The 15,567-nt window shown below is 45.4% G+C and carries 14 protein-coding genes and 1 pseudogene; 8 read left to right on the top strand and 7 right to left on the bottom strand.

What is annotated here, in order from left to right:
• Positions 1-161 precede the first annotated feature (161 nt).
• Positions 162-482, top strand: coding sequence for a hypothetical protein (locus tag IM509_RS03380; protein ID WP_052276006.1), 321 nt, complete (start codon positions 162-164; stop codon positions 480-482).
• Entirely contained in the window at positions 470-685 is a 216-nt protein-coding gene (locus tag IM509_RS03375) for a DUF2283 domain-containing protein (protein WP_002800147.1), read from the top strand. Before IM509_RS03380 ends, IM509_RS03375 begins: the two co-directional genes overlap by 13 nt.
• 432 nt (positions 686-1,117) lie before the next feature.
• On the opposite strand, the gene IM509_RS03370 is transcribed toward IM509_RS03375, so the two are convergent.
• Positions 1,118-2,398 (bottom strand): HhoA/HhoB/HtrA family serine endopeptidase, encoded by a 1,281-nt coding sequence (locus IM509_RS03370; protein ID WP_052277808.1) that lies wholly within the window; start codon positions 2,396-2,398, stop codon positions 1,118-1,120.
• Positions 2,399-2,878: 480 nt separating this feature from the next.
• On the opposite strand from IM509_RS03370, the pseudogene IM509_RS03365 reads away from it, so the two are divergent.
• Positions 2,879-3,052: pseudogene (locus IM509_RS03365) on the top strand (transposase); the annotation flags it as partial.
• Positions 3,053-3,237: 185 nt separating this feature from the next.
• On the opposite strand, the gene frr reads toward IM509_RS03365, so the two are convergent.
• On the bottom strand, positions 3,238-3,759 hold the full coding sequence (frr, locus tag IM509_RS03360; RefSeq protein WP_221634908.1) for a ribosome recycling factor: 522 nt from the start codon (positions 3,757-3,759) through the stop codon (positions 3,238-3,240).
• Positions 3,760-3,772: 13 nt separating this feature from the next.
• Positions 3,773-4,495, bottom strand: coding sequence for a UMP kinase (pyrH, locus tag IM509_RS03355; RefSeq protein WP_002762234.1), 723 nt, complete (start codon positions 4,493-4,495; stop codon positions 3,773-3,775).
• A gap of 205 nt (positions 4,496-4,700) precedes the next feature.
• Between pyrH and IM509_RS03350 the strand changes: the two genes are divergently transcribed.
• Positions 4,701-5,282 (top strand): hypothetical protein, encoded by a 582-nt coding sequence (locus tag IM509_RS03350; protein WP_072924231.1) that lies wholly within the window; start codon positions 4,701-4,703, stop codon positions 5,280-5,282.
• On the opposite strand, the gene aroQ is transcribed toward IM509_RS03350, so the two are convergent.
• Positions 5,283-5,738, bottom strand: coding sequence for a type II 3-dehydroquinate dehydratase (gene aroQ, locus IM509_RS03345; RefSeq protein ID WP_002781649.1), 456 nt, complete (start codon positions 5,736-5,738; stop codon positions 5,283-5,285). It lies immediately after the preceding gene.
• A 41-nt stretch (positions 5,739-5,779) separates the two neighbouring features.
• Positions 5,780-6,223 carry a hypothetical protein gene (locus IM509_RS03340; RefSeq protein ID WP_052277811.1) on the bottom strand — a complete coding sequence of 148 codons (444 nt, stop codon included), beginning with the start codon at positions 6,221-6,223 and terminating at the stop codon, positions 5,780-5,782.
• A gap of 192 nt (positions 6,224-6,415) precedes the next feature.
• Here IM509_RS03340 and IM509_RS03335 point away from each other — a divergent pair, with 192 nt between their 5' ends.
• Positions 6,416-7,798, top strand: coding sequence for an aromatic ring-hydroxylating dioxygenase subunit alpha (locus IM509_RS03335; RefSeq protein WP_185237897.1), 1,383 nt, complete (start codon positions 6,416-6,418; stop codon positions 7,796-7,798).
• Positions 7,799-7,820: 22 nt separating this feature from the next.
• Here the strand turns inward: IM509_RS03335 and IM509_RS03330 are convergent, their stop codons facing one another.
• The gene (locus tag IM509_RS03330; RefSeq protein WP_185237900.1) at positions 7,821-9,944 is read right to left on the bottom strand and encodes a serine/threonine-protein kinase; all 2,124 of its coding nucleotides are present in this window, start codon (positions 9,942-9,944) and stop codon (positions 7,821-7,823) included.
• Between the two features lie 208 nt (positions 9,945-10,152).
• On the opposite strand from IM509_RS03330, the gene IM509_RS03325 reads away from it, so the two are divergent.
• Together IM509_RS03325 and IM509_RS03320 are read left to right on the top strand one after the other, a co-directional pair.
• On the top strand, positions 10,153-10,821 hold the full coding sequence (locus tag IM509_RS03325) for a hypothetical protein (protein WP_185237896.1): 669 nt from the start codon (positions 10,153-10,155) through the stop codon (positions 10,819-10,821).
• 285 nt (positions 10,822-11,106) lie between these two features.
• Positions 11,107-12,276, top strand: a complete 1,170-nt coding sequence (locus IM509_RS03320; protein WP_185237895.1) for an HhoA/HhoB/HtrA family serine endopeptidase — start codon at positions 11,107-11,109, stop codon at positions 12,274-12,276.
• A gap of 68 nt (positions 12,277-12,344) precedes the next feature.
• Here IM509_RS03320 and IM509_RS03315 read toward each other — a convergent pair whose 3' ends face one another.
• The gene (locus IM509_RS03315) at positions 12,345-13,208 is read right to left on the bottom strand and encodes a WYL domain-containing protein (RefSeq protein WP_185237894.1); all 864 of its coding nucleotides are present in this window, start codon (positions 13,206-13,208) and stop codon (positions 12,345-12,347) included.
• Between the two features lie 99 nt (positions 13,209-13,307).
• Between IM509_RS03315 and cas3 the strand changes: the two genes are divergently transcribed.
• Positions 13,308-15,473, top strand: a complete 2,166-nt coding sequence (gene cas3, locus IM509_RS03310) for a type I-D CRISPR-associated helicase Cas3' (protein WP_185237893.1) — start codon at positions 13,308-13,310, stop codon at positions 15,471-15,473.
• Positions 15,474-15,567 lie beyond the last annotated feature (94 nt).

The following is a 15,567-nucleotide window of genomic DNA, read 5'->3' as shown; positions in this document are numbered from 1 at the left end:
TTAATCTTCCTGTTTACCGTCGGTTGTCTGACTAGCGTGGTCGGTTATCGTTTCTATAATCAGCCGAAATTGGCCGTCGGGACTATTTCCCCCGTCACGATTATCGCCCCCGAAGATGCCCGTTTTCATCTTGACTAAGAATTTGCTGATGAGGACAAAACATGAGCAAAAATGATCCATTTTTTGAGATTTTAACCCCTCTTAATTGTACGATCTGCGTCACTGTTACCTATTGGGAAATTATCACCCAGATAAAACATCCTATAATGAAAGGACAAGAAAAATTAGTCCAAGAAACCCTTAGCCAACCTGATGAAATTCGACGTAGCCGCAGTGACCCTAATGTTTATCTTTTTTATAAACTTCAACGACCAAAACGTTGGCTCTGTGCCATTATCCGAAAACTCAATGGTGATGGCTTCCTAATTACCACTTATCCCACCGATGCAATTAAAGAAGGGGAAATTTTATGGCAGAAGTAAACGTTTATTATGATCCGATGGGCAATACCTTAACCGTGTGGTTTGGCGATCGCTCTTCAGAATATCTCTGCGAAGAAACCGGCGACGAAGTTATTTTAATGAAAAATCAAAAAGGCGAAGTTATTGGTTTTGAAAAACTTAACTATAGGATTTCTGAGAACAGGAATCTGAAAATTTCCCTAGAAACCGCCATCCCTCTTTAAACAATAAAAGCGAAAAATAACACTTAAGTAGCTGGGTTATAATTAAATTAAAAATGGATTTTAGGTTCGATCCCCCCTGCCCCCCTTGATAAGGGGGGTGCCGATAGGCGGGGGGATCTACCCTTGATAAGGGGGGTGTCGATCCCCCCTGCCCCCCTTGATAAGGGGGGTGTCGATCCCCCCTTAATTCCCCCTTGATAAGAGAGGTGTCGATCCCCCCTGCCCCCCTTGATAAGGGGGGTGCCGATAGGCGGGGGGATCTCCCTTGATAAGGGGGGTATCTGATAATTTTTAACACCTACCTACTTATCTCACCATTAAGATAACTGCTATAATTATTCGCTTCAAGAGCCAAAAGTAAAACCAGAAATATAGAGAGCTTACTAACAAGCTCTCTATAAAGTTTAGGTCTTTTACCACTTATCTTCCAGACTAGGATCTGTTAGCAGTATTCAAGCTACCAACTTGAATATTCAGATTAATTTTTTGTCCTTCCCGGCTAATTTCTACGGGTAAATTATCGCCGATTTGAGTGTTATCAACAATTTCCTGAACCGCATCGGGATCGGTGACATTCTTACCACCTACAGACTTTAACACATCACCCGATCGCAATCCTGCTTCTGCGGCAGGAGAATCTCTCATCACTCGCACTAACAAGACACCAGAATCATCGGGGACATTCCAATTATCAGCCATGGGACTATCGGCTAATTGTTCTTTTACCTCTGGAGTTAACTGCACCATTTGAACACCGAGATAGGGATGTTCCACCTTACCCGTGGCGATTAATTGTTCAGCGATTTTTTGGGCAGTTTTAATCGGAATAGCAAAACCTAAACCCTGGGCATTTTGAATGATAGCAGTGTTAACTCCGATGACTTCTCCCCGAGCATTTAACAAAGGTCCGCCGGAATTTCCGGGGTTAATTGCCGCATCGGTTTGCAGGAAATCCACCCGTTTATCACTAGCACCAATTTGGGAGCCATTGCGTTCCTTGGCACTAATAATCCCCGTGGTGACAGTGTTATCTAATCCCAAAGGATTACCGATAGCGATCGCCCATTCTCCCACCTGTAAACTATCAGAATTACCTAATTTAACCGTGGGTAAATTGCTCGTTTCTACCTGTACCACTGCCACATCAGTTAAAGGATCACTACCTAAAACTTTACCATCAATGGTGCGACCATCTTTGAGGGTGACAGTCACCTTATCTGCTCCCTCGACAACGTGAGCATTGGTGATAATTTTACCGTCATTACTGATAATAAACCCGGAACCTGTACCCCTTTGAACTTGTTTTTCTCCTCGCTCTGGTATTTGAGAACCGAAGAAGCGACGGAAAACAGGATCGTTAGCAAATTCCGAAAAATCACCGCCTCCATTGACTTCCCTAGAAGCATTAATTCTCACCACCGCCGGCCCCACTTCTTGCACCACAGAAGCGACAAAATTGGTAGGAATAACCAAAGACGAGGGAGCGGCTGCCGCTGCTGTGGAGGGGCGAGGATTATTGGTAGCGGTGGCAATATTTTGGGCTAATTCTAGAGGATTTTGACTGTAGGCATAGGTGGCACCGATACCTAACCCAGCACCCAAAACCAGTAAAGAGGAATAGGCAAAAAGTTTTTTCATCGCAGAAGATTTGGAGCGTTTGGGATTGCCTTCGTTGCTCGGGGAAATATTATCGTTAAAAATATTGTGAGTCATAGTTTTTACTGTTTAACCATTTTGAGAAGGGAATAAAAGTCAGTCCTAATAATCGTGGGTGTGAGAGGAGTGTTTCGGAAAACGGCTGAGGACTGACTATCTCTAATTTAGGCAGGGGATATGAACTTACTGTGACGCAGACATGAAGTTTTGATTGCAAGGTCATTATCCTAGTGGATAGACAGGTAGAAAGATAGAGAAAAAGGTCAATGATAGATTTTTCCTGGTTATTAAACCCAGGGTAAGAGCATCTCAATTAGGCTTGACAAAAGGCTCTCAGCACAGCAATCATATATAGCGTTTTTCAGTCTGCTGAGGTACAAAAGTTATGGGTTTTAGGCACTCATGCAAGAGGCAAAAGGCAAAAGGGAAGAAAAATAGGTGTACCTCACTAGCTTAGGAAACGCTATAGTTATTCTAAGTACGGGACAAAAAGCTTGAAAAGTAGAGAGAAAAGGGGTTTCATAGAAAGTAGAAACAACATCCCGAAACTGGTTTGGAGAAATCATTAGTTATTTCGAGCAAAGGACAACGAATGGGGTGGTCGAGGGAATCAATAATAAACTTAAACTAATAAAACGGAGAGGCTATGGCTTGAGAAACTTTCGGAATTTTTGGGTTAGAAGTATGTTATCTTGGCATCTTGTCTGTTGATTTAGCATAAAGAGTAACGAAGAGCCGAAAAAGTCCCTAAATTTCCCCCCCAATCACTCCAAGGGTCGGCGCTTTTTGAGGGAAAAAAAGTCTAAAAATATTATCCAACAAGGTTTTTAGATTTATTCAGCACCCCCTAAATAGAACAGACAAAAAGCCTGTTCTATCCATGAGGAGAAAAAAACTTAAACGGTCATGATATCTTTTTCTTTTGTCGTTAACAAATCCTCGATTTTGGCGATAAATTTATCGGTGGATTTCTGCACTTGATCCTGTAAATCCCTGGATTCATCCTCAGAAATTTCGTGACTTTTCTCCTGTTTACGGATAGCATCGATCGCATCCCGGCGAATATTGCGGATAGCCACCTTTCCTTCTTCGGCCAATTTCGCCGCTAATTTGACCAATTCCTTGCGGCGATCGCTAGTGAGGGGAGGGATATTCAAACGAATGATCTGACCGTCATTACTGGGGGTTAAACCCACGTCCGAGAGAGAAATCGCCTTTTCGATCGCCCCCATACTGGTACGATCGAAGGGTTGAATGGCGATCGTGGTCGCGTCGGGAGTGCTAATGGTCGCCAGGGACTTGAGGGGAGTTTCCATGCCATAATACTCCACCACGATCCGATCTAAAAGAGAAGCATTTGCCCGGCCGGTACGAATCGTATTAAAAGCTCTCTGGGTTGATTCGACGGTTTTCTGCATCTGGTCTTGAACTTCAGCTAACTTCACAGAATCCTCCTACCAATGTTCCAACGGGTTCACCTTTGACAGCGCGAACAATATTACCTGTCACCGACAGATCGAAAACGACTATCGGGATATTATTTTCCTTGCACAGAGCGATCGCAGTTCCGTCCATCACCCGCAGATCATGAGTCAGCACATGACCGTAGGTGAGACTTTGAAAGCGTCGCGCGTTAGGGTTATGGGAGGGATCGGAATCATAAACTCCATCCACTTTCGTCGCTTTAAACACCACTTCCGCATCGATTTCGGCAGCGCGCAGGGCCGCAGTGGTATCGGTGGTAAAGAAAGGATTACCCGATCCCGCACCGAAAACCACCACCCGACCTTTTTCCAGATGACGGATTGCTCGCCGGCGGATGTAGGGTTCAGCTAATTCCTGCATGGCAATCGCCGTTAATACCCTAGTCGGTACTTGCGCTCGTTCTAGGGCATCCTGCAAGGTCATAGCGTTCATGACTGTTGCTATCATACCAATATAATCGGCCGTGGCCCGATCCATGCCGGCCGAGGCGGCTTTCACCCCGCGAAAAATATTGCCCCCACCGACCACGATCGCCAATTGGATGCCTTGGTCAACCACTTCGGAGATTTCCTGAGCGATAGCGGAAACCACCATCGGGTCGATCCCATAGCCGAGATTGCCCATTAGGGCCTCCCCACTCAGTTTTAATAATACCCGCTTGTACGCCATGCCCTTACTACCACTCGCTAAAACAAGATCTAGATAATTTTTGTCTCCCCATAAGATAGCAGGTTTTGGCCTTGATTTAAGCTGACCAGTTCACTCTCCCCTGGGGCCGACAAGTTAAGATTAATAAATCTTTTCCTTGGGGAATTTGTATTTAGTGATACCTTTGTTATTAAAAGGAGCTTAGTTTTATAGAGAATTAATAACCGTGGTCAGCGATCGATTACTATTGGTCAACAAAAGCAATCAAGGGGCTGCTAACATCGATACCTTTGATTGGGTGTATGGGTTTCAGGATGGAACTCGTCTGATGGGAAAGGTTTGCGGTTACTTAGATCCCGATAGTAATCGTCTTCTCGATCCCGAAAACTGCAGCGCTATCTACCAGAATGCCCAGGGACAAGTCCTTAGTCGTTGGCAAGCTGGAGATTTTATCGCTTTTGAACTAACCACCACCGGGGAAAATCTCCTGCTCGTGGCTTCTAATGATAATTGTGTCAGTAATAGTCTCTGTTTGGTTTCGGGCATTAGTCGCAGCTGCGCCCAAGTTAGCGATGAAGGAAAATCCCTCGTCCAGGAGGTTTTTCAATACCCGGCTTGGTCTTTGCAGGGCGATCATAGCATTTCTAAGCCGGCTTTCAGTTGGAATTGTTCCGTATCTCCCTTTTTCCCCTTTGTTTCCCTGCGTTTTAATCTTCAGTCCACCAGCAGCAAAAAATTCTATCGTTGGACGGTTTCCCCCTATTTTCCCTTTTGTCCCCTCTTAGAAGTGGGAGAATCCCTTGCCTAATTAGCCTTCTCTATTCTTTTGCAAATAATCGACTAATGCCCATAATCCTAGGCGATAACTTTCGGCCCCAAAACCGCTAATCTGTCCGATGGCTATATCGGCAATGTAGGAATGATGACGAAAAGACTCGCGTTTGTAAATATTGCTTAAGTGTACTTCCACACAGGCCATTTTTGTGCCTAATAGTGCGTCGCGGATGGCGATACTGGTGTGAGTATAAGCTCCCGCATTAATCAAAATACCGTGCTGCTGACCCCATGCTTGCTGAATCCAGTCCACTAATTGCCCTTCCTGATTGGACTGGTGTGCGGTTAAATTCACCCCTAAACGGGTAGCTTCTTCGCTTAAAAACTGGTTAATCGTCTCTAAATTGACGTTACCGTAGAGATTCGGCTCTCTTTTTCCCAATAGGTTTAAATTCGGCCCGTGTAGAACCAGAATGCTTAGTTTATTCACAAATGTCCTCCCTATCACCACGAGAATTAATCTTATCTCGATCAGGGACTATTGCCGATCAACAAAATTTTTGCCGCTACGGTAATCACTGCACCAATAGTAGCACTGAGCGCACCGACAATGATCGGCAGAATGAGACCTCGGAATCCCTGGAGGTCGGAAATAGCTTTAATCATGGTAGCCTGTTCACTTTCCACCTTTTCGAGTCGTTTATCCATCCCTCCGACTTTCTCGGTTAAAGCAACCAATCCTATCGATTTAACTTGTTCATTTTCCACCTTTTCGAGTCGTTTATCCATCCCTACGACTTTCTCGGTTAAAGTAGCTAATCCTATCTCTACTTTATTTAATCTTTCATCGATTCTGTCAAAGCGCTCATCAATCTTGTCAAATTTTTGATTAACGTCCCTTTGTAGATTGTCTATTTTTCCCTCGATCCTGGTCAGAATAGTTTCTAGGGAATAAGTGACGGTTTCTCCTGACATCCTGGTAAACTCCCCTTAGTTTTATCTTGATCCTCCTCCCATTCTCGCTTTATCCATGGGAGACTACCCTTTATTATCACCCCAAAATATAGTGCCAGTGTTTGTTTCCCCAGCAGATACCGGCATCTGTCCCCTTTTGTCGATTAAATTTGTTAGATTTTGGAGGAGAAATGTTAACTTATTTTAAAATTTATGCTGAGCAGCACTGCTACCTATCCCATCGGGGGAACAGATATCGATCGCTTTGATTGTCGTCAAGTTTGGTATCCTATCTACTACGTCAAAGATTTAGACAAAAAGCAGCCCCAACGCTTTACCCTACTAGAAGAGGATTTAGTGATTTGGTGGGACAAAAATCAGCAAGAATGGCGAGTTTTCGAGGATAAATGTCCCCATCGTCTCGCTCCTCTCTCAGAAGGTCGTCTTAACGAAAGCGGACATCTAGAATGTCCCTATCACGGTTGGTCTTTTTCCGGAGGAGGAAACTGTGAATTTATTCCCCAACAACCGGAAAACAGTCAAGCTAACACCTCTCGACGCGCTTGTGTGCGGTCTTTTCCCACGGCTATCCGTCAGGGATTATTATTCGTTTATGCGGGTAATCCCGAAAATGCTCCCCTGACTGCGATTCCAATTATTGAACCCATGGAGGAGGATGGTGATGCTTGGATTTGTTTGGATACCTTTCGAGATCTACCCTACTCGGCCGTCACTTTAATCGAAAATATTATCGATTCTAGTCATGTTCCCTATACCCATCATCTCACCATCGGTAATCGGGCCAATGCCGCTCCTATGGAATTAGAAATTATCGAGTCCAATCGTCAGGGATTTAAGGGAATTTGGCCCGAAGGACCGCGTAAAGGTCAATTAGGTCAGCAATACAGCAATTTTATCGCCCCCGGATTAATTTACCACGATCTCACCTCGGAAAAGTTCGGACGGACTTTAACCGTAGTCTATGCAACTCCCATCCGTCAGGGAGAATGTCGTCTCTTTGCTCGTTTTCCCTTTAAATTTAACTCTAAACTGCCGAAATTCTTCATTAAGCTTACCCCCACTTGGTATTCCCACATCAATCAAAACGCTATTCTCGAAGATGATCAGATTTTTCTCTACTATCAAGAGCGTTATCTGCAAGCTCAGGGAGGTAGTCAGAATTTTAGTCAAGCTTGTTATCTCCCTACCAAAGCGGATTTATTGGTGTTTGAGTATCGCAATTGGGTTAATCAATACCAAGCTGATCCTTTCGCCGGTCAACCTTTTCCCCCCCTACAATCAAAAGAGATTCTCCTCGAACGCTATCACTCCCATACCAAAAATTGTGCTGTTTGTCAAGGGGCTTTAAAAAATATTAATCGTCTCCAGGGGTTAACATTAGCGATCGCTATTGTTCTTGGTCTATCTTTACCAGTTTTAGCTCTAATTTTCGCTCAATCGGCCCTTGTTCCCGTGACAGTGCTGACAGTATTAACTGCAATTATGGTGGCAGTTTATTGGCGCTTGGGAGAACTGAAAAAACAGTTTTATCAAGGACGGGAATTATTGCCGAGAAATACCGGTAAAAAGCGATAAAGCTGCCGAAAAAGAGCGGAAGTTAGGGAACCTGTTCCTCACTATCGACTTTGGGGGTTTGGTTTTGGGAAGATTGCTGAAGTTCTTGCCAGCGAGTTTCTGCCAGTTGTTTTTGTGCCTGCACTTCTCGGTCATTGGAACGATAACGAAGGGATTCTTGATAAGCTTGAATCGCTCGCTCGTATTGACCGAGTTTAAACCAACTATTGCCTAAACTTTTCCAGGTTTCGGGGTTATCTTTTTGTCTTTGAATCGCCTGTTGATAGGCATTTATAGCTTGGTAATTGTCGCCTAAACGATACCAAGCGTTACCGATACCGATAAAAACTTCGGCTTTTTGGGAAGAAATGCGGCGAGCTTTTTCGTAGGATGCGATCGCTTCTTGAAATCTTTCCATTTGATGAAGTAATGCCCCTTGATGTAACCAGGCTTGATAATAATTAGAATTGGCTTTAGTTGCTTGAGTAAATGCCTCCAAAGCTTCTGGTTTGCGGCCTAATTTTTGCAGAATAATCCCTTGACTATAGTGAGCTTGGGAAAATTGGGGATTAAATTGTCCAGCTTTGCTATAACTTTCTAAAGCCTCATTAATTTTATTTAATTGATACAAACTATTACCTTTTTGATACCAAATTAAGGCATTATCCGATTCGATCGCTAGAGCCTGATCGTAGGCTTTAACTGCCCCTTCATAATCCTCAAGATTTTGTAATGACCAGCCTTTTTTATACCAGGTTTTGGCATCATTTTGCTGAAAAGTTAACAATTTGTCAAGAGCTTTTTGGGCGGCGGAATATTGTTGCAGTTCTAGATAGATATCGGCCTTACCTTGCCAAGCTTGACTAGCGGCAGGATTAAGAGATAAGACCCGCTCAAAACTTTCCAAAGCCTCTTGATTTTTGCCTAACTTATCTAAAGCTTGCCCGCGACCGAGCCAAGCTGGCCAAGCGGAATCTGGGTTAATTTGAATAGCTTTTTCGTAGATAATTAAAGCTTCCGAGTATCTTTGTAAAGCTAATAAAGCATCAGCTTTTCCTTGGAATGCCTCAAGATAATCGGGATTAATTTTTAAGGCTTGATCATAGTAATTGAGGGCATCGGTATAGCGTTTGAGTTGATAAAAAGTCTGACCTTGTTGATAGTAACGAAGAGAATTACGAGAATTTTTCCAATAGTCAAAACCCAGATAAGAACCTGCTATTAAGCCAATTGTCCCACAGACAGATAAGATTTTTTTTAACCAAGATTTCCCTTGACGAGCAACTTGATCTTGAGATTTCACCACCTGGGTAGTTTTCGGAGCGAGATGATGAATTTTCCCTAATTTTCTCAGATCGATTAATGCTTCACTGGCGCTGGTATAACGCTGACGAAAATCATAGCGGATCATGCGCTCGATAACATAACTAAACTCGGCGCTAGTCATGGCCAAATGTTGCCAGAGAATTTCCCCCGTGCGAGCATCCAGTGGAATATCTTCGGGCTCTTTACCGGTTAAAGCTTGTAATCCAATAATACCAGTGGCATAGATATCGCTACTAAAACGCGGATAACCTTGGGCCTGTTCACTGGGGAAATAACCAGGGGTACCAATAGCGATGGTAGAAACGGTTTTACCTTCTTTAACCACTTGAGTGCTAATTTGTTTGACAGCACCAAAATCAATTAAAACCAATTGATGATCTTGGCTGCGACGAATAAGATTGAAGGGATTAACATCGCGATGGATCACCTGTTTGTGATGGACAAATTCGAGAATCGAGAGAATTTCTGTTAATAAAGCCACCACTTTCTCTTCATCTTGCCTATAGACACCGGCAGTAATTTCTGTGGCTAAATCTTCCCCTTCAATGTATTCTTGCACGAGGAAAAATTGCCCATTTTCCTCAAAATAAGCAAATAAACGGGGAATATGGCGATGAATGCCCAATTCTTGCAGGATTTTCGCCTCGTTTTCAAAGAGTCGTCTAGCGATGGCTACAGTTTCGGTATCCTGGCACTGGGGTTGAAATTGTTTGATCACACAACGATTTTGATTGGGTAACTGGCGATCGCAGGCCAAGAAAGTCTGTCCGAATCCCCCTTTTCCCAATTGACGGATAATTTGGTAGCGATGACTAAGGATTTTTCCGGCAGCGAGTTCCATAGACGATGGCAATCTAGGGTTTTTTACTATTCTAGGCTTTTCGGCTCTCTTTTGCGGTCGATGGACAAAATGGGGAAATTCTGCCATTCTACTTTTTTCCCTATAGAGAGGGAAAAAATTCCCTGTTGAGGGGACTGACATGACAGACAGAAAAAAATAATCTAGAAACAGAGAAAGTTCACTGTTGTTTTTTGAGAGGATAACCGCTATGTCTATCAATTCTGTTACTAGAGCCAGCACAGCCTTACTGATTACCCTGCTCATGGGTTCCATGTCCGGTACTTTTCCCGTCCTCGCTCAAAGTAATATTAATCGGCCAAGTCTCATCGCTCAACAAATCTCGATTCCAGCCGGAACAGTTATCCCTTTGAATTACCAGAAAGCCGATAAAATTTTAGTTTCTAAAAGTGATGTTATTCCTCTGACTTTAACCGTAGCCAGAGATATTCGTAACCGGAATGGGATTGTGGTGATTGCGGCAGGAAGTGAAGTCAAGGGTACTTTAGAAGCCGCGGGCCGAGGTGTGCGGTTTATTGCCGATGAAATTCGCCTTGATGGGGGCAATCGCACTATTCCCCTCAATGCCACTTCGCGATTAATTACTACCACTGAAACCGTGCGTAAAGGGGCAAAAACTCAAGATATCTTAGCGGGAACCGTCGCCGGTGCGGGGGCAGCCACAGCGATCGCTGCTCTCACGGGCGATCGCAAGATCGAAGTTCTCGATGTCTTAGCGGGGGCAGCCGTGGGAACTCTTGCAGGATGGGGTTTACCGACGGCGGGAATTGTCGGTGGTAGTTCCGTGCAGTTATACTCTGTTAACCCCGATCGAGATTTAAATATTACCCTGCAATCGCCCCTAGTGATCAGAGATTAGTTAGGGTCTGCTGGCGGACTTGGTGTCAACTCATTGGTTTAAGCTGCCCGCGCCTTTAAATTGCTTGTTGAGACGAGACGAGACAAGAGACAAGAGACAAGACCCCCCAACTCTACCCGACATCGGGGGGGCAAGGGGTGGCAAGGGGGGGTCAGCTAATCTAAGGATAGGCGGTTAAGATGCGTCTTAGTTTAATCGGAGCGATCGATTTGTTAGATTTTTAATAGTCGGTCTGTGAACCGATAGACAGAAACAGTCAAAACATCAGAATTCAGAGATCAAAGTATGAAACTTCCTACAGGGTTACGGCGAACTATTACCCATGCTTTGGCAACTTTTCTGGGAGTTATGCTCGGTTTTAGCAGTTTAGCGGCGGTAAATGCTCAAAATCTGCCCACTGCTGCCGCCGATCTGCCCAGAATCCCCCCGGAGATGACGGCGGAAAGTTTTGTCGCTAAAGCAGTGGCGCGCACGGGTGCGGCGGTGGTGCGAATTGACACCGAAGCGATCATTACTCGTCCCAATAGCCCCTTTTTTGATGATCCTTTTTTTCAGGAGTTTTTTGGGGAACAGTTTCGTCTTCCCACCCAACAGCGAGTGGCTGGCCAGGGATCGGGTTTTATTATCGATGGCAGTGGTTTAATCTTAACTAATGCCCATGTGGTCGATAATGCCGATAAGGTAACGGTAACTTTAAAAGATGGTCGTAGCTTCAAGGGGGAAGTACGCGGTACTGATGAGATCACTGATTTAGCCGTGGTGAAAATTAATCCCCAAGGGGAAAATTTACCTGTAGCCGTCCTCGGCAATTCCGCATCCATACAAGTGGGGGACTGGGCGATCGCAGTAGGCAATCCCGTCGGTCTAGATAATACGGTAACTTTAGGAATTATTAGCACGATCGGGCGCTCGGCGGCTAAGGCCGGTATTCCCGATAAACGCATTGATTTTATCCAAACCGATGCCGCTATTAACCCGGGTAATTCCGGCGGTCCTTTACTCAACGCCCAAGGGGAAGTCATCGGCATCAATACGGCGATTCGTGCTGATGCCATGGGCATCGGTTTTGCCATTCCCATCGACCGGGCCAAGCAGTTACAAGCGACCCTAGAATCAGGTCAAAAGGTGGCCCATCCCTATATCGGTGTGCAGATGGTTAATCTAACTCCCGATTTAGCCCGGGCGAATAATCAAAACCCCAATTCTCCCCTGATCGTGCCGGAAGTGTCGGGAATTTTGGTGGTGAAAGTCCTACCCAATACCCCCGCCGAAAAAGCTGGGATCCGTCGCGGGGATGTGATTGTTAAAGCTAATAATCAACCGGTTAGCGATGGCGGTGAGTTACAGGAAATGGTGGAAAAAACCGGGATCGGTCAATCTTTACCCCTAAGAATCAGAAGGGGTGAAAGGGCGATCGATCTCACCGTAATCACCGCCCAAATGTCAAATCAGTAATCGGCAGTCAGTGATCAGTTATCAGATGTGAGTTTTCATGCCTTGATTGAGCAGCGACGAAAATCTTTTCAGGACTCGTAGCGCCGATAAAGCCGCTGCAACTTGTCATAGAAACGCTTGCGGACTTTTTCCGGGGAGATCAGCAGGCAATCTTCCCCGTAGGGGAGAATCTCGCGGAAAAACCAGAAGCTACTCGTTACCTGTCGGGTAATCTGCCGGACAGGGGGATCGTTCGAGATCAATTCGTTGGCGATATCGATAGCGGTTTTAGTCCGGTAGGATCGAGCTAATCCATCGAACAGGTGAAACTCGGCCGACAGACTATCAAGCTGATTGCGCCATTTGCCCCTAGGGATCGGGGTAATTAAGGAATCGTTGGGGATTCGATCGATCCTTAAACTCCAATTATGCTGTAGTTCGGAAATATCTTGATTTCCCTCGGTTTCCTCGCACCAACAATCGAGATATAAGCGATCCTCGTGACGATTGATAGCGGCATGGTAAAGATGGAATTCCCAGATTCGATCGCCGGCATCCTGATAGGATAACTGAAACGGTTGTTGTCGGAGAATGCAGCGATCGAGTTCTAACCGCCATGGTGGGGGAGGATTGTCGAGGCGGCCTTCTAGCTCTTTCCGTAAGGGTCCCGACAGTTCGCTCCGTTCTAATAGTAGTTTAGTTAGTTCTAGGGCGATGGGGATTTGTCCAGCATCGATGAGAGAATCGATCGCCTGTTGGAGCATCTGCAAGCGCTCGGGCTTCCAGTCGTGATTAAGAGCGATTTTAAGCTTATTACGGGCAATTTCTTTGATTAACTTCGATATATTCGGTTTATCTCCCCAAAATAGCCCGAATTCACTGGCAAGGATTTCTAGGGCCTGTTTTTCTTTTTCACTGACCGATAAAGTGATCGATTGTCCTATCCGGCTCATAGTTTATAAATATACGGACACTTTTTCTGTTAAGGTACTTGTCCATCCCTATTATCGTGGTTATTATGGAAGATAGCAAGGAGTTACGGACAGAAATTCATGGTAAATTATCAAGTAACGCTCAGGCCAGTCTATTCCTGTCCCGCAGACGAGATTCCGGAGGGGATCAAGGTTCCGCAAGGATGGCGGTTATCGTGGCATCAGGTGGAGACGTGGAAAGCACTCAACGATCCCGAGATCGATGTGATTTTCAATACGGCCATGACGGGGGACGGGAAAAGTCTGGCGGCCTACCTGCGAACTTTACAAGGATATTTCCCGATTATGGGACTCTACCCAACCAACGAACTAGCGCGGGATCAGCGGGGTCAGATTGAGGCATATATTCAACGATTTCAACCAACGGATCAACCCAGGGTCAATCTTTTAACCGGGCCCGAGTTGGAATTGTACGCCGAACGGGATGGGAAAACGAAAGCGATCGCTCTAGAGACTCGATCGAAACAGTCGGAAATTCTCTTAACTAACCCCGATATTTGCCATTATCTGCATCGGGGGGCCTATTTAACCCCCTACGATAACCCCGATCAGCTATGGAACCGGATCGATAAACATTTCGATCTCTTCCTATTCGATGAATTTCACGTTTTCGGCACGCCACAGGTCGCCAGTATTATCAATACCATGCTTCTAATCCGACGGGCCAATCGTGGGAAACGATACCTGTTTTTGTCCGCAACTCCCGACGAGGGTTTACTAAAACGATTGGATAAAGCGGGGTTTCGCTATCGATCGATCGACCCAGTAAGAGAAGGAAAATACCAGTTTCCCGATACCCCAGAAGAGGCCAATTCCCTCGCTCAACAGGGATGGCGACAAGTAACCTCGGAAATCGAGCTATCTTTTATTCCTTTACCGTCGAGTTTTCAAACTTCGGAAAATTGGTTGAAGGAAAATAAAGAGCGAATTTTAGACTATTTTAAGCGATACCCCGGCAGCAAGGGCGCGATTATTCTCAATTCGATCGCTTCGGTTAAACGTCTGCTGCCGATTTTCCGAGAATTATTGGCGACTATCGGTTTAACAGTGGGGGAAAATACGGGTCTTTCGGGAACGCGGGAGAAGTTGGCATCGTTAAATCGTGATCTGGTGATCGGAACGAGTACCATCGATGTGGGGGTGGACTTCAAGATTAATTTTCTCATTTTCGAGTCGTCGGATGCGGGAAATTTTATTCAACGTTTCGGCCGTTTAGGCCGTCACAGCGGCTACGATCGAAAGGGAACGGCGGTAAAATTTACTAACTTCACAGCGATCGCTCTGGTTCCGAAATTTTTGCTAGAACGGTTATTCGAGAAGAAAGACCCACCGTTACAAGTCGGGGAACGGTATGACCGAATTCAGCTACAGGAGGCCATCAAGAGTAACTACCGTCATATCAATAATTTCGAGGGTTATTACCAACGTTGGGGAGCGGTACAATCATTTCAACTCTGGTGGAATTTAGGGAGTCCGAAGATCAAATCCCAATACGGGGAAAGTCGCCAGAAGTTTCAACAGGAATGCGAGGAGGTTTTCGATACCAGTTTAAAACGGGTCGCCAGTCGGGTGAAAGGATGGGCCGACGAATGGAAGGAGTTATCGGGGAAAAGCGGTAATCCGATTTTCGAGGATGCGTCTAGTTTTCGCGGGTCAAGTCCGTTACTATGCGGGTTATACGATTCGACGGAACTGGAGGAATGCGATCGCTTTAAAACCTACGATTTACCCAGTATTCTCGGTAATCTAGAGGTGGAGGTGTGGAGAAAAGGCGAGTTTAAGCGCCAGATCGAGGCCACGAAAACACCGATCGCGCGCAGACGTTTCGATTATTGTCTCGCGTTTCTGAATTTAAAGGGATATCGAGAGGAACGGTTAAACTGGCGCTTTACCTACGACGGCGATTTAGGCGAGATCGCCTCCGCGTGGAAAGTGCAGGTTTTGACGGGAATCGGTGTTTGGCAACCAGATAATCCTTGGCTCGATCGAATTAGTCGGGAGTTACGGGATCAGGCTCTGGTTAGCTTCGTTTTTGCCTATCCTGTCGCTGCAGTTCGCCAACGCTTACAATTACCGATGCACTTCGGTATTTATCCGATTAGTGACGAGAGTAGTATTCATTCTCCCGTGTCTCCCTATTCTATAGCGATCGGTCAATCGGCTTTGTTGTTGGATACTCTCGCTCATCGGTTCAAAGGTCAAGGGGGTGAGGTGTGGATCTGTTAGAAGTATTATCCCTAATAGGGCTTGCACATCAGCTTGGATGCGATGGCAGGAAAGCGATAGCAGATCTTCTCTCTAATAGAGTAGAGAAAGTTTC

The sequence above is a fragment of the Microcystis sp. M31BS1 genome (assembly GCF_020245285.1).
In the GTDB taxonomy this organism is placed as follows: domain Bacteria; phylum Cyanobacteriota; class Cyanobacteriia; order Cyanobacteriales; family Microcystaceae; genus Microcystis; species Microcystis panniformis.
This window is presented reverse-complemented; position numbering and strand designations above follow the sequence as displayed.